This window comes from Sphingomonas sp. SORGH_AS_0438 (genome assembly GCF_031453475.1).
GTDB lineage: Bacteria > Pseudomonadota > Alphaproteobacteria > Sphingomonadales > Sphingomonadaceae > Sphingomonas.
Genome location: NZ_JAVIZS010000001.1, coordinates 2,483,144 through 2,502,620, shown reverse-complemented (window position 1 = coordinate 2,502,620; position 19,477 = coordinate 2,483,144). Strand labels below are relative to the sequence as shown.

Genomic DNA, 19,477 nt, shown 5'->3' with positions numbered 1-19,477 from the left:
GCCAGGGCGGACCGCACAGGGCCGCCGGCAGGAGATGCTGGATGACCAAGTCCTATCGTTACGCATGGCTGAGCCTGGCGCTGTTCGCCACCGGTCCGACGGCTTGTCAGGCCCAGCCGCATGCCGGTGCCGATTCGGGTCCGGGCCAAGGGCGCGCGGTTCGAGCTGGGCATCAACCCGGCGTCCGCCCATTATTATTCCAACGAATATACGTTCATGAACCTGCTGACCGGCAGCCGCTGGGTCGATACCGGCGACAAATGGCAGGAGTTGCCGGACAGCGCGCTCGATCGCCAGGGCATGGTCCTCCAGGTGCCGGCCGGCAAGAGCTATGCCCGGATCATGACCCCGCCATCGGCGGTCTTCACCGGCCGGTCGGTGACGATCCGCTGCACCTGGACGGGCACCGGCGATGTGGGCGTGGGCGGCCATCCCAAGAACTTCTTCCGCGGCAACCACAGCCTGACCTTCGACTGGCCCGCCGCCCCGCCGCCGGAGGGTAACAGCCGGAACTGGGTGAACCTGTCGAACATGAGCGCGACCGATCCGGTGCGCGACCTGGATTGCCGGGAGAAGAGCGCACCGCGCGACCAGGTCTTCGCGCCGCAGCTCATCGAGAGCATGAAGCCGTTCGGCGTGATACGCTTCCTCGACTGGTCGGCCGCCAATCCCAATCCGGAGACGGTGACCTGGGCCGACCGGGTGCTGCCCGACAGCATCGACCAGACCAGCCGGTCGCGGGGCGTCGCGCTGGAACATATGCTGGCGCTGGCCAAGGCGGCGGATGCCGACCCGTGGTTCACCATCCCCTGGAACGCGGATGCGGACTACGTCACCCGGATGGCGAAGCTGGTCCATGACCGGCTGCCGGCGGGGCACCGCGCCTATGTCGAGCTGGCGAACGAGCCATGGAACTATGCCTTCCCGCTGGCGCACCAGATTCAGAAGGAGGGGCTCGCCACCGGACTCGACAGCAACGGCTTCCAGGCGCTGTTGAAGCGGTACAGCCAGAAGACGATCGCGACGATGCGGATATGGTCGACGGTCTTCGCCGACCGGCCGGCGGCGCTGGTCCGGGTCGCCGGATCGCAGGCGGTCAATCCCTGGGTCACCGAGCAGATCCTGGCGTATCCCGGGCTGCCCGACGCGATCGATGCGGTGGCGATCGCGCCCTATTTCCTATACGACAAGGGGGAGGCGTTGACGGCGCCGCTGCCCGAACGCCTGGCGTCGCTGCGCCGGGGACAGGCGAACGTGCTGGCACAGGCCTGGAAGACGCTCGACCTGGTGCGGGGCCGTGGCAAGCGGCTGATCACCTATGAGGCCGGGCAGCATGTCACCGACTTCACGCCGGGCGGCGGCGAGCGGGTCCAGCAGGTCAATCGTTCGCCGGAGATGGAGCGGCTGTACCGCGACTATATCGCGGCGTGGAAGGCGAAGGTCGGCGACCTGATGGTGCTGTACAGCGCGACCGGTCCGGCGGGCGGCGGCGGTGCCTGGGGCATCCGCGAATATGCCGGCCAGCCGCTCGACCAGACGCCTAAGCGCCGGGCGGCATTGGCCTTTGGGCGTCCGGCGGCACCATGATCGCCCCGGTCGCTTTTATGGTGCGTCGCACCAATCTGGCGGTTGGCGATCGTGACCCGCTTCTGTAACGGTGCCGGCATGATCATGGTCAGCCGCCCCATAAGTGACGTTGCCGGCGGCCGATCGCACATGAGGGGTGGCCGGCGCCATCGGGGTTCGGAGACGACGCGATGAAGCTGGCCTATCTGCTCAACACCTATCCGCAGACCAGCACCACCTTCATCCGGCGCGAGATTCGCGGGATCGAGGCGGAAGGGGAGCCGGTCACCCGCTTCGCCATCCGCCGCTGGGACAAGACGCTGGTCGAGCCGACCGATGTCGAGGAACAGGCGAAGACGGAATATCTGCTCAGCGGCAATGTCGCCGGGCTGCTCGTGTCGCTGCTGCTGGCGCTGGCGACCAACCTGCCGCGCCTGATCGGCGTGCTGCCGCTGTGGTGGCAGGTGCGCAAGGCTGCCGGCGATGGCGGCGTGCGCCACATCGCCGCGCTGCTGGAGGCGATCCACTTCGTCCGCCGCGCGCGCGCGCTGGGCATCACCCATGTCCATGCGCATTTCTCGACCAACGCGACGACGGTGGCGATGCTGGCGCGGCGGATGGGCGGCCCGGCCTATAGCTTCACCGTCCATGGGCCGGAGGAGCTGGACCATCCGCCCAGCAACGCCATCGCGCCCAAGACGGCGCATGCGGCGATGGTGGTGGCGATCACCTCCTTCTGCCGCAGCCAGTTGTGGCGCTGGACCGGGGTGGAGCATTGGGACAAGGTCCGCATCGTCGGCTGCGGCGCGGATTTCGCGGCGCTGGAGGCGAGCCGGGTCGAGCCGCTGCCCGGCTATGACTTCTGCTGCATCGCCCGTCTGGCGGAGCAGAAGGGGCTGCCGGTGCTGGTCCATGCCTTCGACCTGCTGGCGCAGCGGGGCATCCGGCCGCGCATCGCGCTGATCGGCGACGGCGACCTGCGGCCGATGCTGGAGCGGGAGATCGCACGGCTGGGCCTGGGCGAGCAGATCAGCTTGCTGGGCAGTCGCGACGGCGCGACCGTGGCGGCACAGTTGCGCGCCGCCAAGGCGATGGTCTTGCCCAGCTTCGCGGAAGGATTGCCGGTGGTGATCATGGAGTCGCTGGCGGTCGGCACCCCCGTCGTCACCACCGCGATCGCCGGCGTCCCCGAACTGGTCGATGCCAGTTGCGGCTGGGTCGTGCCCGCCGGATCGGCCGAGCACCTCGCCGATGCGATGGTCGAGGCGCTGGCGGTCGACCCGGAACGCCGCGCCGCCATGGGGGCGGAGGGGCGTCGGCGGGCGCTCGCCGGCTATGACGTGCGACGCAATGCGGCGCGGCTGCTCGCCTATCTGCGCGCCTGCGAGGGAGCGGCGGCATGATCGACCTTCTGTGCCTGATCCTGGTCCTGCCGCTGGCGATCGTGACCATGGTGTTCGTCGTCGAGGCGGGATTGGGCATGATGCCCGCGCGCCGGCCCGAGGGCGCGACGCTCGACGCGCTGGCGGAGGGGGTGGTGCTGATCCCCGCCCATGACGAGGCGCGGGGGATCGGCGCGATGCTCGCCGGCCTGTTCGCCACCCTGCCACCGGCCATGCGCGTGCTGGTGGTGGCCGACAATTGCACCGATACGACCGCCGCCGTGGCGCGGGCGGCGGGGGCCGAGGTGGTCGAGCGGCACGACACCAGCCGGCGCGGCAAGGGCTTCGCGCTCGACTTCGGCCGCGCGCATCTCGCCGCCGATGCGCCGCCCTGCGTGATCGTGGTCGATGCCGATACCGTGCCGGCCCCGGGCGCGCTCGCACGGCTGGCGACGCGGGCGATCGCCAGCGGCCGGCCGGTGCAGGCCGCCTATACGATGACGGTCGACGACAGCGTCTCCAGCACCGCGCGCTTTTCCGCCGCGGCCTTCTACGTCAAGAATGCGGTGCGCCAGCTCGGGGGCTCGCGGATCGGGGCGCCCGCGCTGCTGACCGGGTCGGGCATGGCCTTCCCCTGGACGGTCTTCCTGCGCCTGCCGCTCGATACCGGCCATGTCGCCGAGGATCTGATGCTCGGCGTCAGCAGCAGCCTGGACGGCACGCCGCCGCTGTTCGATCCCCATGCCATCGTCACCAGCGCGACCAGCTCGGATCGCGGCACCGAGGTGCAGCGCCGCCGCTGGGAATCGGGCTTCTTCCAGGTCGCGGGCGATCATGCCGGGGCGGTGATCGGGCAGGGGCTGCGGCGCGGCCGGCCGGCGCTCGCCTGGTTGGGGCTGCATCTGCTGACGCCGCCCTTCCTGCCGCTGCTCGCCCTCGACATCCTGGCCATCCTGCTCCTGTCGCTGCTCGCGCTGTTCGGGATCGGCCGGGGGGCGCTGGCGACGGTCGCGATCCCGACCGTGCTGGCGCTGGTCGCGACGCTCGGGTCGCTGCTGCTGCACGGGCGCGGCGACCTGTTGAAGGGGTGGCAGACGATTCCACGCTATATCCTCTGGAAGCTGGGCGTTACGGCAGCGGCCCTGTTCCGGCGGGAGAGAAGCTGGATTCGGACCGACCGTGATTGACATCACCATCGATTAACCGGACCGTCACCTCGCCCGCGATATGACAAAGCATTCGAACAGGGAGCAAGAAGCGCTCGTGAGCCCATTAACCGACCTGCGGCAGGGGACCGGAAGCGGCGGTCCACCGGTAGAGGACCGGCGGGTCGAGCGTGCGCCCGCCTTGCTGGAAATGGCCGGCCTGGCGACCCGCGTGGCGGAGGCGCTGACGGTGCTGGTCGTCAGCCTGCTGGGCATCTGGGCGACCTATTCCGTCTTCCTGCTCTCGCCGATCGACCAATATGCCCGCGTCGCCTGGCTCAGCTCGGTCCTCTACGCGCTGATCGCCGAGCTGGCGGGCTGTTACGACGTCGATGCCCGCTTCTCGCTGCGGTCGAGCTGGCCGCGCGTGTCGGCGGCGTGGCTGGGCTGCTGCATCGCTATGCTGACGCTCGCCTTCTTCGTGCGCGCGTCGGAGGCGTTTTCGCGCGGCTGGACGATCTTCTGGTTCCTGTCGGTCGGCTTCGCGCTGGTCGTGGTGCGCGGCGTCGCCACCGGCATCCTGTCGCGGATGAAGCGGCAGGGCGTGTTCAACCAGCGCGTCGCCATCCTGGGCGCGACGTCGCAGGGGCAGCGGCTGGCCGGCTATGTCCAGTCCAACCCGATGCTGACGGTCGATCTGGTCGGCTGCTATGACGACCGGGGGGCGGACACGATCCATCCCGGCCTCTGCACCCCGCATCGCGGCGGTCTGGCCCAGTTGCTCGCCGATATCCGCGCGGGCGAGATCGACCAGGTCGTCGTCGCCATGCCCTATATCAGCGACGACGAGTTGCAGGACGTGGTCGGCCGGCTGGCGATGTTCCCGGTGCTGATCCGCCTGGCCCCCGACCTGTCCGCCTTCACCCTGGCGGGCCAGTCGATGGTGATGCTCGGCCATCTGCCGCTGATGACGGTGTTCGAGCGGCCGATCAGCGGCGTCGACCAGATCGTCAAGCGGATCGAGGATCTGCTGCTCTGCTCGATCCTGCTGATCCTGGCCGCGCCCTTCCTGTTGATGGTGGCGCTGGCGGTGAAGCTGGACAGCCCCGGTCCCGTCTTCTTCCGGCAGGAGCGCGAGGGGTTCAACCATCGCCGCTTCCGCATCTGGAAGTTCCGTTCGATGCGCACCGACATGCTGCAATATGACGAGATCAGCCAGGCGCGGCAGGGCGATCCGCGCGTGACCCGCGTCGGCCGGATCATCCGTGCCACCAGCATCGACGAGATCCCGCAGCTGTTCAACGTCCTGTTCGGCGACATGTCGCTGGTCGGCCCGCGCCCGCACGCGCCCTCGACCCGCGTGGCCGGCGTGCTGTTCAGCGAGGCGACCCAGAATTACGCGGCCCGCCACCGGGTGAAGCCGGGCATCACCGGCTGGGCGCAGGTCAATGGCTGGCGCGGCGAGACCGATACCGACGAGAAGCTGCTGAAGCGGGTCGAATACGACCTCTATTATATCGATCACTGGTCGGTCGGTTTCGACCTGTACATCATGGCGCGCACGATAGCCGCGCTGATCTTCCCCAAATCGGCGTATTAGCGCCCGATTACAGGAAGCCCGACCTGGGATCGTCATTGCGAGCGCAGCGAAGCAATCCAGGGCGTCACACGCGCGGTGATGGACTGCTTCGCTCGGCTCGCAATGACGGCTTGGGTCAAACCGATGTCATCCTGCTCTGATACGGGGTGACGGCCCGTCATGGAAAGCGCCGCGAAGCGGCCCGGCGCCGGATCGGGATGCCCTGCATCGCTTCGCTCCGCTCGCAATGACGATGGTGATTGGGTCCGATGTCACCTCACTTCAACGCGGCGGATTGTTGCTGAAACATCCCCCGCTGACGACGCGGCCCTTGGCGATGTCGTACACGCCCGTGGTGAATCGGAAATCAGTGTCGTCGAGGGTGGGCAGCCGAAGGAAGGAAAGGAACAGTCCGGGCTTTCTCGCCCCCTTGCCCGCCTCCGCGACCCAAAATTCGATCTTGGTCCGATCGACCCTCTGCTCCATCCCCTCGGTCCAGCCGATATAGGAATATTCCCGCCTGAGGGGCTCGCGACGTCCGAAGCATTTTTCCAGCTTCAGGCTCTTCTCCACCTTCCGGATCAGGTCGAGCGGCAGCGGCCGCTGCGTATCGGGCTGGGCTGCCGGGGAGGATGCCAGCCATAGTGCCGTGAGAAGCATCCGATGGGGTCCTCCCGAGCTTGCCCGATACGCACCGCCTGGGGTCACCCGATGATGGGCGAGTGACCCGGCGGTTCAGAGGAGATCGCGGTGATCAGCGCAGGTCGTTCTGCCGGATCGGCACGATCTTGATCTCGACGCGGCGGTTGGCGGCGCGGCCGGCATCGGTGTCGTTGGAGGCGATCGGCTGGGTCTTGCCATAGCCGCGCGTCGCGATGCGGGCGGCCTGCACGCCGCGACCGGCCAGATAGTCCGCGACCGCGATCGCGCGGCGCTCCGACAACGCCTGGTTATAGGCGTCGCTGCCCGTCGCGTCGGTATGGCCGTACACGTCGATATAGGTTTCCTTATATTCGGCCAGCGTCTGCGCCACCTGGTCCAGCGTGCGCTGGAACTGCGGCTGCACGGCCGAACTGTCATAGGCGAAGGTGATGCCCGACGGGATGTTGAGCACCAGGTCGTCGCCGCGGCGGATCACCTGCACGTCGGTGCCGGCGGTGCGCTCGCGCAATTGGCGTTCCTGCCGGTCCATATAGGCGCCGATGCCGGCCCCGGCGAGGCCGCCGAGACCCGCGCCGACGATCTTCTCGGTCCGGTCGCGCCGGCCGCCGACGATGTCGCCGAGCAGATAGCCGCCGAGCGCGCCGCCGATGCCGCCGATCGCGGTCTTGGAGATGCGCTGCTGCCCGGTCTCGGGATCGGTGGTGCAGGCGCTGGTCGCGACCAGCGCGGCCAGGCTGGCGAGAAGGATGGGGGTCTTCATGTCGTGTCCCTTTGCTGTCGTTGAACAATGCGGTCTTGCCGGCGATTGTTCCACCTGCGCACTGAACCGCACCTGACCCGATGTTTACGGATTGTCGAACCGGCCGATCCCCCGCTAGGATCGTCCGACACGCCGATGGCCCCGCTTCCTCCCTTTCCCTGGATCGACGTCTTCGTCATCCTCGCGCTGGTCGCGTTGAACGGTGTCTTCGCGATGAGCGAACTGGCGCTGGTCTCCTCGCGCAAGGCTCGGCTGGCGGCGATGGCGCGCGCCCGGCGGCCGGGGGCCCGCGCCGCGCTGACGCTGTCGGGCGATCCGGGCAAGTTCCTGTCGACGGTGCAGATCGGCATCACGCTGATCGGCATCCTGGCCGGCGCCTATTCGGGCTCCAGCCTGGGCGCCCCCACCGCCGCGCGCCTCGAACTGCTGGGTCTGCCCGTCGCGACCGCGCGCTCGGTCGGCTTCGCGCTGGTGATCGGGCTGACCACCTATGCCTCGCTGATCGTCGGCGAGCTGGTGCCCAAGCAGATCGCGCTGCGCCGGCCGGAGGCGGTCGCGTGCGGCGTCGCCATCCCGATGCGCTGGATCGCGCGCTTCACCGCGCCGCTGGTCTGGCTGCTCGATTCGAGCAGCGCGCTGATCTTCCGCCTGTTGCGGCTCGATCGGGGCGGCGAGGAGCAGGTGACGGCGGAGGAGTTGCAGATGATCGTCGCGGAGGCGAGCAAGTCCGGCGTGATCGAGGAGCATGAGCGCTCGATCATCTCCGGCGTCGTCCGCCTCGCCGACCGGCCGGTCCGCGAGGTGATGACGCCGCGCACCGAGGTCGACTGGCTCGACCTCCAGGCCGGCGAGGCGGAAGTACGCGCCCGGCTGCTCGTGACCCAGCATACGCGGCTGCCGGTCGGCGACGGCTCGATCGACTCGGTCATGGGCGTCGTCCAGGCGCGCGACATCGCCGCCGCGCTGTTGCGACAGGAGCCGCTCGACCTGGCGGCGCTGATGCGCAAGGCGCCGGTGGTGATCGACCAGGTCGACGCGCCCGACGCCTTCGTCACGCTGCGGACGGCGGAGGTGCCGATGGCGCTGATCCACGACGAATACGGCCATTTCGAAGGGATCGTGACGCCGGCCGACCTGCTGGCGGCGATCGCCGGCGGCGATGCGGCCGAGGCGTCGTCGGAGGACGGCCCGGCGATCGTCCAGCGCGACGACGGCTCGCTGCTCGTAGCGGGCACGGCGGCGGCGGACATGCTGGCGGAGCGACTGGGCATCGAACTGCCCGAGGACCGCGACTATGCCACCGCCGCCGGGCTGGCGCTGGCGGTGTTCCGCTACCTGCCGGCGGAGGGCGAGAGCTTCGTCGAGCAGGGCTGGCGGTTCGAGGTGGTCGATCTGGACGGCCGCCGGATCGACAAGCTGCTGGTGAGCCGCGCCTAGCGTGCACGGGCGGATGACCGGGGTCATCCGCCCGGCCCGTCGTCAGAATACGGCCGCGACCATCTGCTGGAACGCGTCGCCCCGGTGGCTGATCCGGTTCTTCAGCGGCTCGTCCATCTCGGCGAAGGTCACGTCATGGCCATCGGGCTGGAAGATCGGGTCATAGCCATGGCCCTTGTCCCCGCGCGGCGGATGGACCAGCGTGCCGTCGACCCGCCCCTCGAACCATTCGACATGGCCGTCGGGCCAGGCGAGCGCCAGCGCGCAGACGAAATGCGCGGTGCGGGCGGGGTGGTCGCCGCTCTCGCCGATGCGCGTCTCGATCAGGTCCATGGCGCGGGCGAAGTCCTTGTCCTCGCCGGCCCAGCGCGCCGAGAAGATGCCGGGATCGCCGCCCAGCGCGTCGACGCACAGGCCGCTGTCGTCGGCGAGCGCGGGCAGGCCGGACAGGTCGGCCGCCGCCCGCGCCTTCAACTCGGCGTTCATGACGAAGGTGGTGCCCGTCTCCTCCGGCTCGGGCAGGTCGAGCGACGCGGCCGACACCACGTCCAGCCCGCGGCCCTCCAGCAGCGCCGCGATCTCGCGCACCTTGCCGGCATTGTGGCTGGCGATCACCAGCTTGCCGGGCGTCAGCTTGCGGATCGCCTGGGGCTCGTCGCCCTCGCCGCTCATGCCTTCACCGCCAGGTCCTGCGCCGCGAAGATCTCGGTGCAGCCCATCCGCGCCAGGCGGAGCAGGCGGAGCAGCGCCTCCTCGTCATAGGTGGCGTGTTCGGCGGTCGCCTGCGCCTCGGCGATATGGCCGTTTTCGAGCAGCACGAAATTGGCGTCGGCATCGGCGTTCGAATCCTCGTCATAGTCGAGGTCGAGCACCGGCGTGCCCTTGTAGATGCCGCAGGACACGGCCGCGACCTTCTGGCGGATCGGGTCGGCGGTCAGCTTGCCGTTCTGGAGCAGCGTGTCGACCGCCAGGCGCAGCGCCACCCAGGCGCCGGAGATGGAGGCGGTGCGGGTGCCGCCATCGGCCTGGATCACGTCGCAGTCGAGCACGATCTGCCGCTCGCCCAGCGCCTTCAGGTCGACGACCGAGCGCAGGCTGCGGCCGATCAGCCGCTGGATCTCCTGGGTGCGGCCGGACTGCTTGCCCTTGGCGGCCTCGCGATTGCCGCGCGTATGGGTGGCGCGGGGCAACATGCCATATTCGGCGGTCACCCAGCCCTCGCCCTTGCCACGCAGGAAGGGGGGCACGCGCTCCTCGATGCTGGCGGTGACGAGCACGCGGGTGTCGCCGAAGCCGATCAGCACCGATCCCTCGGCGTGACGAGTGAAGCGGGGCTGGATCGAGATCGCACGCATCTGGTCGGGGGTGCGGCCGCTGGGGCGCATGGGCATTATCCTGCAAGTGTCGGTTATGCCGACGCCTAGCCTTCCGTTCGGGAACAGGCCAGCCTAGATCATGCGGATGATGAGCCCGCCCGTCACCGAACTGACCGACCGTGCGCGGGAGATCTTCCGTGCTGTCGTCGATGGCTATCTGGCCAGCGGCATGCCGGTGGGGTCGAAGACGATCGCCATCGCCTCGGGCCTCAACCTGTCGCCCGCCTCGATCCGGGGGGTGATGGGCGAGCTGGAGGCGCTGGGTCTGCTCGCCAGCCCGCATACCTCGGCGGGGCGGGTGCCGACCGACCGGGGCCTGCGCCTGTTCGTCGACGGAATGATGCAGGCCGCCGAACCCTCGGCCGAGGAACGCGCGCAGATCGAGCAGCGCAGCCGCAGCGGCGGCCCGGTCGAGGAGGCGCTGGCGGCGACCACGGCGGCGCTGTCCGGCCTGTCGGCCTGTGCCGGGCTGGTGCTGGTGCCCAAGCGCGAGTTGCGGCTGCGTTCGATCGGCTTCGTGCCGCTGTCGCCGGACCAGGCGCTCGCCGTGCTGGTGGCGGAGGACGGATCGGTCGAGAACCGGGTGCTCGACCTGCCGGCCGGGATCGATCCGTCCGCGCTGGTCGTGGCGGGCAACTACATGTCGCAGCGGCTGGGCGGGCTGACGCTGGGCGAGGCGCGGGTGCGGGTCGAACAGGAACTGGCGGCGGGCCGCGCCGCGCTGGACGATGCCGGCCGCGCGCTGGTCGAACGCGGGCTGGCGGTCTGGTCGGAGGATGGCGATCGGCGGCCGGTGCTGATCGTGCGCGGGCAGGGGCGGCTGATCGACGCCGCCGCCGTCGCCGATCTTGACCGGGTGCGCGACCTGCTCGACGATCTGGAGGGCAAGCAGGAGATCGCGGCGTTGCTCGACAGCGCGCGGGCGGGCGATGCGACGCGGATCTTCATCGGCGCGGAGAACAAGCTGTTCGCGCTGTCGGGCTCGTCGGTGATCGCACGGCCGTTCCGCGGACCGGGCGGGCAGGTGGTCGGCGTGGTGGGGGTGATCGGCCCCACGCGGTTGAACTATGCGCGCATCGTGCCCATGGTGGATTTCACGGCCGCAACGCTGGCCCGTTTAATGGGCTGATACAGGGAACGACATGACCGATACGACTGACACGCAGGACGACACTCTGCGCGCCGAGACCGCCCAGGCCGCGCCCGAACTGGCGGAGCACGACGCCGCCGCCGCGCGCATCGCCGAACTGGAGAGCCAGCTGGCCGAGGCCCGGCAGCAATATCTCTATGCCCAGGCCGATATGCAGAATGTGCGCCGCCGCGCCGAGAAGGACGTGGTGGATGCGCGCAACTATGCCGCCACCGCCTTCGCCCGCGACGTGCTGTCGGTCGCCGACAACCTGTCGCGCGGCCTGGCGGCGATCCCGGCCGACGCGCGCGAGGACGAGCGGTTCAAGGGGCTGGTCACCGGCCTGGACGCGACCGGCCGCGAGCTGGACAGCGTGCTGACCCGCCACGGCATCACCCGCATCCAGGCGATGGGCGCGAAGCTCGATCCCAACCAGCATCAAGCGATGATGGAAATGCCGAGCGACGCGGAGCCGGGCACGATCGTGCAGGAGATGCAGGCCGGCTATATGATCAAGGACCGCCTGCTGCGCCCGGCGCTGGTCGCGGTGGCGAAGGCCCCGACCGCCGGCTGATGTCGCCGGACCACCGCTCGCCGGTCGAGCGGTGGTCCGTGCCGCGGACTAAAGCCCCGCCACCTGGCGCAGATGGTCGATGCGCCGCTCGAACTCGCGCTCGAAACTATGCTCCCGGCCGAGGGCGGCGGCGTTGGTGGAAAGCGCCACCAGCCGCGCCCGATCGTTCGACAGGCTGATGATCGCCGCCGCCGCGCCGTCCACCGAATCCATCGGGACCCGCAGCCCGATCTCGCCCAACCGGGTGATGCCGCGAAACGCGGCGTTGTTATAGCCGACGATCGGCACGCCGCAGCTCAGCGTTTCCATATAGGTGCAGGATGGGTCCGACTGGCGGTGGCAGCAGAGGAACAGGTCGGTCCGGGCGATCATCGCCGGGATCAACGCCTCCTCGAACGGCACCGGGCCGTGCAGCGTCACCCGGTTCCCCAGACCCGTCGCCGCGATCCGCGCCGCCATGCCGGCGCGCAGATCACCATCGCCATAGACGTCGAGCGTGAAGTCCAGCCCGGCGCGGACCAGTGCGTCGGCCACCGGCAACAGATGGTCGGCCCCCTTCATCCGCTCCAGCCGGCCGGAAAAGGCAATCCGCAACGGCCCGCCCGCCCGCATCTGGCGATGCTTTTCGGCCAGCGCCTCCGCCCCGATCTGCTTGGCGTCGCTGGTGCGCGTGTCCAGATAGAGCAGGGGGGCCGGAGTGAGCCGGCGATAGGCGTTGAAGGCGGGGGTGCCGTTGCACTGCAAGCCCTGCGACCGCGCAAAGGCGCGCCGCCGCCGCCGCTCCATGCCGATCGTCCACACGCCCGACTTGGCCATCTGCACCGACAGGCCGTTATACAGCCGGTTGATGCGCAACCGCGTGGCGAGCGTATATTCGATGATATAGACGAGGGGCGCGGACACCGCACCGGCCAGCGCGAAGTCCACATGGATGTCGCCCGCCGCCATGATCACCGCCGTGTCGTCGAACAGGCCGGGCTCGGCCAGCGCGTCCTGGCCGATGACGCGGATCTCGACCGGCAGGTCCTGCGGCCGATAGAGCGATCCGAAGGCGATGTCGTGCCGCTGCCCGGCCCGCATCGCGCAGCGCACCGGGCCGGGCCATAGCCGGGCATAGGCCTGGAGCCCCTCCACCGCCTTGCGATCGAGGAACAGGGCATCACCCTCCGGAACTGCCGATACACTCGGCAGCACCACCAGCGTTCGCGTCAAAACGATATTCCTTGAAGGTCGCGATCAGTTCGGGAGACGGTCGATCCTGTCATATTCCCGAATCATGAGCTCGCCGGTGACGATGTCCTAACCTGCCATAGAGGTCGGGGCTTCGTCTACCGCCGCCTGCGCACCCGGGCCGATACCGATCGGACCGGCAGGGTGGTCGGTGCCCTTGCCGAGCGGGACGGGATTTGTCTCTCCGGTCGCGATTGCGCTAAGGAATACAGGATGTCGCACAACCTGATCGCCGATCGCCCGACCTTCGTCACCCATCTCGAATGTTCCATGACCGGCGAACGCTATGACGCGGATCGGCTGCATGGCCTGTCGCGCGTCGGCCGGCCGCTGCTGGTCCGCTACGACTTGGCGGCGGCGGGGGCGGCGCTGTCGCGCGACGCGCTGACGGCGCGGCCGACCGATCTGTGGCGCTGGCGCGAGCTGCTGCCGGTGCGCCACACGCGCGACGTGGTCAGCCTGGGCGAGATCGAGACGCCGCTGGTGTCGATCCCCAACAGCGGCGGCGGCGGCAATGTGCTGGTGAAGGATGAGGGGCGGTTGCCGACCGGCAGCTTCAAGGCGCGCGGGCTGGTGATGGCGGTGGCGATGGCCAAGGAACTGGGCGTCACCCGCATCGCCATGCCGACCAACGGCAATGCCGGCGCGGCGCTGGCCGCCTATGCGTCGCGCGTCGGGATCGAGACGATCGTCTTCTGCCCCGAGGACACGCCCGAGGTGAATGTCCGCGAGATCGCGATGCAGGGCGCGCGGGTGTGGCGGGTCAACGGCCTGATCGACGATTGCGGCGCGATCGTCGGCAAGGGGGCGGCGGAGGGGCGCTGGTTCGACTTCTCGACGCTGAAAGAGCCCTATCGGATCGAGGGCAAGAAGACGATGGGGCTGGAGCTGGCCGCGCAGTTCGGCTGGGAATTGCCCGATGCGATCTTCTATCCGACCGGCGGCGGCACCGGCCTGATCGGCATGTGGAAGGCGTTCGACGAACTGGAGGCGCTGGGCTGGATCGGGCCCAAGCGGCCGCGCATGTACGCCGTGCAGGCGTCGGGCTGCGCGCCGATCGTCCGCGCCTTCGAGGCGGGCGAGGAACATGCCGAGCGCTGGGAGGATGCGGAAACGGTGGCGGCGGGCATCCGCGTGCCGCGCGCGGTCGGCGACTTCCTGATCCTGCGTGCGGTGCGCGCGAGCGGCGGCAAGGCGCTGGGCGTCGGCGATCCGGCGATCCTGCAGGCGGTGGACGATTGCGCGCGCCGCGACGGCCTGCTGCTCTGTCCCGAGGGCGGCGCGACGCTGGCCGCCTATCGCGAGGCGCTGCGCACCGGCGAGGTCGACGAGGAGGAGCGGGTGGTGCTGTTCAACTGCGCCACCGGCCTGAAATATCCGATGCCGCCCGCGCCGCGCACGCTCGACCGGCATGCGGCGATCGACTTCGACGCGCTATGACGATCCGCATCGCGGCGCTTTACCGCTTCGCCCGGTTCGACGATCCGGCGGCGATCCGCGCGCATCTCCACGCGGCGGCCGAGGCGGCGGGAATCCGGGGCACGCTGCTGGTCGCGGGCGAGGGGATCAACGGCACCATCGCCGGCCCGCCCGAGGCGATCGACCGGATGCTGGCGACGATCCGCGCGCTGCCCGGATGCGCCGGGTTGCAGCCGAAATTCGCGGTCGCCGATGCCATGCCCTTCCACCGGCTGAAGGTGCGGCTGAAGCGCGAGATCGTGACGATGGGCGTCGCCGATATCGATCCGCTGGACGAGGTCGGCACCTATGTCGCGCCGGCCGACTGGAACGCGCTGATCGACGATCCCGAGACGGTGGTGATCGACACGCGCAACGATTACGAGGTCGCGGTCGGCAGCTTCGCCGGCGCGGTCGATCCCGAGACCGCCAGCTTCCGCGACTTTCCCGCCTGGGTCGCCGCCAATCGCGATCGGCTGGCCGGGCGGCGCGTGGCGATGTTCTGCACCGGCGGCATCCGCTGCGAGAAGGCGACCGCCTATCTCAAGCGCGAGGGGTTCGAGGATGTCCACCATCTGGACGGCGGCATCCTGCGCTATCTGGAGGACATGCCGGCGGAGGACAGCCGCTGGCAGGGCGAATGTTTCGTGTTCGACGAGCGCGTCGCGGTCGGCCATGGCCTGGCACCGGGCAGCCATGGGCTGTGCCGCGCCTGCCGGATGCCGGTCAGCACGGCCGATCGCGCCTCGCCGCTCTATGAGGAGGGGGTGAGCTGCCCGCGCTGCCATGCCACCCGCAGCGAGGAACAGCGTGCCGGCTATGCGGAGCGCCATCGCCAGGCCCAACTCGCCGCCGAACGGGGGCAGGCGCATGTCGGCGCGGTGCAGCCCGGGCGGGTGCGGGACGACGACCCTGCCTGACGACGGCGGTCAGACGGTCGGCGTGCCCCGGAACGGCAGCAAGCTCTCATATTGCGCGAGCGGCGGCGCACCCGGCACGACCAGCCCGCGACGGAGCAGGAAGGCATGGCGGACGATCTCCGCCTGCTGCTCGATGCCGTAGCGGGGCAGGGTGACGCCGGGCCGGAAGCCATAATCATAGCGGCAGAAGGGATGGCGGCGCAGCATCAGGTTGATCCCGCGCTGATGCTGCCAGACATGCGTCATCTCATGCAGGAACAGCCCCTGCGCGGTGACATGCGCGGCCCCGAAATCCTCGCACCAGAGCTGGCCTTTGGGGTGGAAGTGGATGCAACCGCGCGGCGCCATGACCACGTCCTTCGGCTGGAAGAAGGCCCATTTGCGTTTGGCCAGCCGAACCCGTCCATAATCGATCGCATCACCGAACATCGCGGCGGCGAGCGCCGTTTCGGCGGGGGTGAGGGGGCGGTCGCCCGTCACTTCGCCCCGCTGTCCCCCGCATCATCCCCCGCCGCGACCACCATCGCCTTTCGCGAGACGCGGGTGCCGTCGCCGAAGTTGAAGGTCAGGACCATCGTGCCGCCCGGCTTCACGCTGGGGTTGATGCCGAACAGCATCAGGTGACGGCCGCCGGGCTCGAAATCGATCTCGCCCCTGGCGGGCAGGGACAGGCTCTCCAGCGGTCGCATCGACGTCATGCGGCCGTTCCGCATCGTCTCGTGCATCTCGGTGCGGATCGCGGTGTCGGCGGAGACGCGCAGCAGCGTCATCGGCCGGTCGCTGCCCTGCACGATCGCATAGCCCGCCGCCGGCCGCCCCGGCACGGCGGGCAGGCGCACCCAGGCCTTGTCCACCGTCACCTCGTCCGGCCGGCCGCATGCGGGCAGCATCAGGGCCGTGGCCAGACAGAGCAGCGTCGCCGTGCGTGCAACCGGATTCGCGTCCGTCCGTTTCATCGCTTCTGTCCCATTGTCGTGCGGCTTTCCCGCAACGGTCGTTGTGTTCTACGGACCACCCCGTCTTGCGGCAAGCCGATGCCCCCCTATATCGCCGCCATCAACCAGCGATTGCGCTGCCGTAACGGGGCGTGATCGCCATGCTTTTTGTTTGATGAGGGGCATCAACGTCACATGGCAAAAGTAATCGGAATCGATCTCGGCACCACCAACAGCTGCGTTGCGGTGATGGAGGGCGGTAAGCCCAAGGTGATCGAGAACACCGAGGGCGCACGTACCACCCCGTCCATCGTCGCCTTCGCCAGGGATGGCGAGCGACTGATCGGCCAGCCCGCCAAGCGTCAGGCGGTCACCAACCCGGACAACACCATCTTCGCGGTGAAGCGCCTGATCGGCCGTCGTTTCGACGATCCGGTCACCCGCAAGGACACCGAGCTGGTCCCCTACACCATCGCGCGCGGCAGCAATGGCGACGCCTGGGTCACGGCGGGCGGCAAGGATTACAGCCCGTCGCAGATCAGCGCCTTCACGCTCCAGAAGATGAAGGAAACCGCCGAGGCCTATCTGGGCGAGACGGTGACGCAGGCGGTCATCACCGTGCCGGCCTATTTCAACGACGCGCAGCGCCAGGCGACCAAGGACGCCGGCCAGATCGCGGGTCTCGAAGTGCTGCGCATCATCAACGAGCCGACGGCGGCGGCGCTCGCCTATGGCCTGGAGAAGCAGGACGGCAAGACCATCGCGGTCTACGATCTGGGCGGCGGCACGTTCGACGTGTCGATCCTGGAGATCGGCGACGGCGTGTTCGAGGTGAAGGCCACCAATGGCGATACCTTCCTGGGCGGCGAGGATTTCGACAACAAGATCGTCGATTATCTGGCCGACGGCTTCAAGAAGGATGAGGGCATCGACCTCACCAAGGACAAGCTGGCGCTCCAGCGTCTGAAGGAAGCGGCCGAGAAGGCGAAGATCGAGCTGTCCTCGGCCCAGTCGACCGAGGTCAACCTGCCCTTCATCACCGCCGACCAGAACGGCCCGAAGCATCTGGTGAAGACCATCACCCGCGCCGATCTGGAGCGTCTGGTCGAGGACCTGATCAAGCGTACGCTGGAGCCCTGCAAGAAGGCGCTGGCCGATGCCGGCGTCTCCGCATCCGAAGTGTCGGAAGTGGTGCTGGTCGGCGGCATGACCCGCATGCCGCGCGTCCGTGAAGTGGTGAAGTCGTTCTTCGGCAAGGACCCGCACACCGGCGTCAACCCGGACGAGGTCGTGGCGATGGGCGCGGCGATCCAGGCCGGCGTGCTTCAGGGCGACGTGAAGGACGTGCTGCTGCTCGACGTGACCCCGCTGTCGCTGGGCATCGAGACGCTGGGCGGCGTGTTCACCCGCATGATCGACCGCAACACGACGATCCCGACCAAGAAGTCGCAGACCTATTCGACCGCCGACGACAACCAGGGCGCGGTGACGATCCGCGTGTTCCAGGGTGAGCGCGAGATGGCGGCGGACAACAAGATGCTCGGCCAGTTCGACCTGGTCGGCATCCCGCCCGCGCCGCGTGGCGTGCCGCAGATCGAGGTCACGTTCGACATCGACGCCAACGGCATCGTCAACGTGTCCGCCAAGGACAAGGGCACGGGCAAGGAGCAGCAGATCCGCATCCAGGCCTCGGGTGGTCTGTCGGACGCCGACATCGACAAGATGGTCCGCGACGCGGAGCAGTTCGCCGAGGACGACAAGAAGCGTCGTGCGTCGGCGGAGGCGAAGAACAACGCCGAATCGCTAATCCACACCACCGAGCGGCAGCTCGCCGACAATGGCGACAAGGTCGACGAGGCGCTGAAGTCGGAGATCGAGGCGGCGGTCGCCGAGGCCAAGTCGGCGGTCGAGAGCGGCGATGTCGAGCGCATGAACGAGAAGGCGCAGGCGCTCGCACAGGTCGCGATGAAGCTGGGCCAGGCGATCTACGAGAAGCAGGCCCAGGCCGAGGCGTCGCCCGCGGGCGGCGCGGCCACCGGCGGTCAGGCCGGTGGCGACGATGTGGTCGACGCCGAGTTCTCGGAAGTCGACGACTCGCACAAGGCGTAACGAAGTGACGATCGCGCCCCGTCGACCCGCCGGCCTTCGCCGGTCCGGGTTGGCGGGGCGCTTTCCTGTGAGGCGCGCATGAGCACCCAGATCGATTATTACGAGCTGCTCGAATGCGAGCGCACTGCGGATGCGGGGACGATCAAGTCGTCCTATCGCAAGCTCGCGATGAAGTATCATCCGGACAAGAATGCCGGGTGCAAGGATTCCGAGGCCAAGTTCAAAGCCGTGTCCGAAGCCTATGACGTGCTGAAGGACCCGCAGAAGCGCGCGGCCTATGACCGGTTCGGCCATGCCGCCTTCCAGAATGGCGGCGGCGGTGGCGGCCATGCCGGGGCCGGGGATTTCAGCGGCTTTTCCGACATCTTCGAAAGCGTCTTCGGCGAATTCATGGGCGGGCGCGGCGGTCGCCAGCAGGCCCGGCGTGGCGCGGACCTGCGCTACGACATGGATGTCTCGCTGGAGGAGGCCTATCACGGCAAGCAGACCGAGATCACGGTCGACGTGTCCGCCGAATGCGACACCTGCCACGGCTCGGGCGCCAAGCCCGGCACCCATGCCGCCACCTGCCGCCAGTGCAACGGCCATGGCAAGGTGCGCGCGCAGCAGGGCTTCTTCGTGGTCGAGCGGACCTGCCCGGTCTGCCAGGGATCGGGCCAGGTGATCGCCGATCCGTGCGGCGACTGCCGGGGTGAAGGCCGCGTCGACAAGACCAAGACATTGCAGGTCAACATCCCGCCCGGCGTCGACGAAGGCACGCGCATCCGCCTGACCGGCGAGGGAGAGGCGGGGCCGCGCGGTGCACCGGCCGGCGACCTTTACATCTTCCTGCATGTGAAGCGCCACGCGATCTTCGAGCGCGAGGGCACGTCGCTGTTCGCGCGCGCGCCGATCAGCTTCACCACGGCGGCCCTGGGCGGATCGCTGTCCATCCCCGGGCTGGACGGCCGCACGCACGAGATCAAGATCCCGGCGGGCATCCAGTCGGGCAAGCAACTGCGCCAGCGCGGCGCGGGCATGCCGGTCCTGCAGGGACGCGGGCAAGGTGACCTGGTCGTGCAGATCGATGTCGAGACGCCGACCAAGCTGTCGACGCGCCAGCGCGAATTGCTCGAACTGTTCCGCGAGACGGAGACGGGCGACGAATGCCCGGCGAGCCAGGGCTTTTTCGCCAAGCTGAAGGGTGTGTTCGCGGGCGAGTGACGCAATGCCCG

The 19,477-nt window shown here is 69.0% G+C and carries 18 protein-coding genes; 11 read left to right on the top strand and 7 right to left on the bottom strand.

The features are described 5' to 3' along the window. The first annotated feature begins 120 nt into the window (after positions 1–120). The 4 genes from QE452_RS11735 (at position 121) to QE452_RS11720 (ending at position 5,693) form a co-directional block, all read left to right on the top strand. Positions 121–1,587: a hypothetical protein gene (locus QE452_RS11735; protein ID WP_309730071.1), complete on the top strand. Its 1,467-nt coding sequence runs from the start codon at positions 121–123 to the stop codon at positions 1,585–1,587. Positions 1,588–1,757: 170 nt separating this feature from the next. Continuing rightward, positions 1,758–2,969 carry a glycosyltransferase family 4 protein gene (locus QE452_RS11730; RefSeq protein WP_309657689.1) on the top strand — a complete coding sequence of 404 codons (1,212 nt, stop codon included), beginning with the start codon at positions 1,758–1,760 and terminating at the stop codon, positions 2,967–2,969. Beyond that, positions 2,966–4,135, top strand: a complete 1,170-nt coding sequence (locus QE452_RS11725; protein WP_309657690.1) for a glycosyltransferase family 2 protein — start codon at positions 2,966–2,968, stop codon at positions 4,133–4,135. The genes QE452_RS11730 and QE452_RS11725 overlap by 4 nt, the downstream gene beginning before the upstream one ends. 76 nt (positions 4,136–4,211) lie before the next feature. Beyond that, on the top strand, positions 4,212–5,693 hold the full coding sequence (locus tag QE452_RS11720; RefSeq protein WP_309657691.1) for an undecaprenyl-phosphate glucose phosphotransferase: 1,482 nt from the start codon (positions 4,212–4,214) through the stop codon (positions 5,691–5,693). A 261-nt stretch (positions 5,694–5,954) separates the two neighbouring features. Here QE452_RS11720 and QE452_RS11715 read toward each other — a convergent pair whose 3' ends face one another. Next, a complete protein-coding gene (locus tag QE452_RS11715; protein WP_309657692.1) occupies positions 5,955–6,332 on the bottom strand; it encodes a hypothetical protein in 378 nt (125 codons plus the stop codon). Positions 6,333–6,426: 94 nt separating this feature from the next. Beyond that, entirely contained in the window at positions 6,427–7,095 is a 669-nt protein-coding gene (locus QE452_RS11710) for an OmpA family protein (RefSeq protein WP_125992854.1), read from the bottom strand. A gap of 135 nt (positions 7,096–7,230) precedes the next feature. Here QE452_RS11710 and QE452_RS11705 point away from each other — a divergent pair, with 135 nt between their 5' ends. After that, positions 7,231–8,532, top strand: a complete 1,302-nt coding sequence (locus QE452_RS11705) for a hemolysin family protein (protein WP_309657693.1) — start codon at positions 7,231–7,233, stop codon at positions 8,530–8,532. 42 nt (positions 8,533–8,574) lie between these two features. Here QE452_RS11705 and rdgB read toward each other — a convergent pair whose 3' ends face one another. Both rdgB and rph read right to left on the bottom strand, forming a co-directional pair. Further along, a complete protein-coding gene (gene rdgB / locus QE452_RS11700) occupies positions 8,575–9,204 on the bottom strand; it encodes an RdgB/HAM1 family non-canonical purine NTP pyrophosphatase (RefSeq protein WP_309657694.1) in 630 nt (209 codons plus the stop codon). After that, the gene (gene rph, locus QE452_RS11695; RefSeq protein ID WP_309657695.1) at positions 9,201–9,917 is read right to left on the bottom strand and encodes a ribonuclease PH; all 717 of its coding nucleotides are present in this window, start codon (positions 9,915–9,917) and stop codon (positions 9,201–9,203) included. Before rph ends, rdgB begins: the two co-directional genes overlap by 4 nt. A 76-nt stretch (positions 9,918–9,993) precedes the next feature. Here rph and hrcA point away from each other — a divergent pair, with 76 nt between their 5' ends. Then, on the top strand, positions 9,994–11,037 hold the full coding sequence (gene hrcA / locus QE452_RS11690) for a heat-inducible transcriptional repressor HrcA (protein WP_309657696.1): 1,044 nt from the start codon (positions 9,994–9,996) through the stop codon (positions 11,035–11,037). A gap of 13 nt (positions 11,038–11,050) precedes the next feature. Further along, positions 11,051–11,611: a nucleotide exchange factor GrpE gene (gene grpE / locus QE452_RS11685; RefSeq protein WP_125992859.1), complete on the top strand. Its 561-nt coding sequence runs from the start codon at positions 11,051–11,053 to the stop codon at positions 11,609–11,611. A gap of 48 nt (positions 11,612–11,659) precedes the next feature. Here grpE and QE452_RS11680 read toward each other — a convergent pair whose 3' ends face one another. Next, positions 11,660–12,823: a glycosyltransferase gene (locus tag QE452_RS11680; RefSeq protein ID WP_309657697.1), complete on the bottom strand. Its 1,164-nt coding sequence runs from the start codon at positions 12,821–12,823 to the stop codon at positions 11,660–11,662. Between the two features lie 231 nt (positions 12,824–13,054). Here QE452_RS11680 and QE452_RS11675 point away from each other — a divergent pair, with 231 nt between their 5' ends. Further along, positions 13,055–14,281 (top strand): threonine synthase, encoded by a 1,227-nt coding sequence (locus tag QE452_RS11675; protein ID WP_309657698.1) that lies wholly within the window; start codon positions 13,055–13,057, stop codon positions 14,279–14,281. Then, the gene (locus tag QE452_RS11670) at positions 14,278–15,219 is read left to right on the top strand and encodes a rhodanese-related sulfurtransferase (RefSeq protein WP_309657699.1); all 942 of its coding nucleotides are present in this window, start codon (positions 14,278–14,280) and stop codon (positions 15,217–15,219) included. The genes QE452_RS11675 and QE452_RS11670 overlap by 4 nt, the downstream gene beginning before the upstream one ends. A gap of 9 nt (positions 15,220–15,228) precedes the next feature. On the opposite strand, the gene QE452_RS11665 is transcribed toward QE452_RS11670, so the two are convergent. Beyond that, the gene (locus tag QE452_RS11665; RefSeq protein WP_309658116.1) at positions 15,229–15,648 is read right to left on the bottom strand and encodes a vgr related protein; all 420 of its coding nucleotides are present in this window, start codon (positions 15,646–15,648) and stop codon (positions 15,229–15,231) included. Positions 15,649–15,695: 47 nt separating this feature from the next. Beyond that, positions 15,696–16,175: a copper chaperone PCu(A)C gene (locus QE452_RS11660; protein ID WP_309657700.1), complete on the bottom strand. Its 480-nt coding sequence runs from the start codon at positions 16,173–16,175 to the stop codon at positions 15,696–15,698. A gap of 174 nt (positions 16,176–16,349) precedes the next feature. On the opposite strand from QE452_RS11660, the gene dnaK reads away from it, so the two are divergent. Together dnaK and dnaJ are read left to right on the top strand one after the other, a co-directional pair. After that, positions 16,350–18,263: a molecular chaperone DnaK gene (gene dnaK, locus QE452_RS11655; protein ID WP_309657701.1), complete on the top strand. Its 1,914-nt coding sequence runs from the start codon at positions 16,350–16,352 to the stop codon at positions 18,261–18,263. 78 nt (positions 18,264–18,341) lie between these two features. Then, positions 18,342–19,466 (top strand): molecular chaperone DnaJ, encoded by a 1,125-nt coding sequence (gene dnaJ / locus QE452_RS11650; RefSeq protein ID WP_309657702.1) that lies wholly within the window; start codon positions 18,342–18,344, stop codon positions 19,464–19,466. The last annotated feature ends 11 nt before the right edge of the window (positions 19,467–19,477 follow it).

What these genes read in the sequence shown, in the direction of transcription:
- QE452_RS11735 (WP_309730071.1), top strand. Translation starts at nt 121, where the DNA reads ATGCCGGTGCCGATTCGGGTCCGGGCCAAGGGCGCGCGGTTCGAGCTG.
- QE452_RS11730 (WP_309657689.1), top strand. Translation starts at nt 1,758, where the DNA reads ATGAAGCTGGCCTATCTGCTCAACACCTATCCGCAGACCAGCACCACC.
- QE452_RS11725 (WP_309657690.1), top strand. Translation starts at nt 2,966, where the DNA reads ATGATCGACCTTCTGTGCCTGATCCTGGTCCTGCCGCTGGCGATCGTG.
- QE452_RS11715 (WP_309657692.1), bottom strand. Translation starts at nt 6,332, where the DNA reads ATGCTTCTCACGGCACTATGGCTGGCATCCTCCCCGGCAGCCCAGCCC.
- QE452_RS11710 (WP_125992854.1), bottom strand. Translation starts at nt 7,095, where the DNA reads ATGAAGACCCCCATCCTTCTCGCCAGCCTGGCCGCGCTGGTCGCGACC.
- QE452_RS11705 (WP_309657693.1), top strand. Translation starts at nt 7,231, where the DNA reads ATGGCCCCGCTTCCTCCCTTTCCCTGGATCGACGTCTTCGTCATCCTC.
- rdgB (WP_309657694.1), bottom strand. Translation starts at nt 9,204, where the DNA reads ATGAGCGGCGAGGGCGACGAGCCCCAGGCGATCCGCAAGCTGACGCCC.
- rph (WP_309657695.1), bottom strand. Translation starts at nt 9,917, where the DNA reads ATGCGCCCCAGCGGCCGCACCCCCGACCAGATGCGTGCGATCTCGATC.
- hrcA (WP_309657696.1), top strand. Translation starts at nt 9,994, where the DNA reads ATGATGAGCCCGCCCGTCACCGAACTGACCGACCGTGCGCGGGAGATC.
- grpE (WP_125992859.1), top strand. Translation starts at nt 11,051, where the DNA reads ATGACCGATACGACTGACACGCAGGACGACACTCTGCGCGCCGAGACC.
- QE452_RS11675 (WP_309657698.1), top strand. Translation starts at nt 13,055, where the DNA reads ATGTCGCACAACCTGATCGCCGATCGCCCGACCTTCGTCACCCATCTC.
- QE452_RS11670 (WP_309657699.1), top strand. Translation starts at nt 14,278, where the DNA reads ATGACGATCCGCATCGCGGCGCTTTACCGCTTCGCCCGGTTCGACGAT.
- QE452_RS11665 (WP_309658116.1), bottom strand. Translation starts at nt 15,648, where the DNA reads ATGTTCGGTGATGCGATCGATTATGGACGGGTTCGGCTGGCCAAACGC.
- QE452_RS11660 (WP_309657700.1), bottom strand. Translation starts at nt 16,175, where the DNA reads ATGAAACGGACGGACGCGAATCCGGTTGCACGCACGGCGACGCTGCTC.
- dnaK (WP_309657701.1), top strand. Translation starts at nt 16,350, where the DNA reads ATGGCAAAAGTAATCGGAATCGATCTCGGCACCACCAACAGCTGCGTT.
- dnaJ (WP_309657702.1), top strand. Translation starts at nt 18,342, where the DNA reads ATGAGCACCCAGATCGATTATTACGAGCTGCTCGAATGCGAGCGCACT.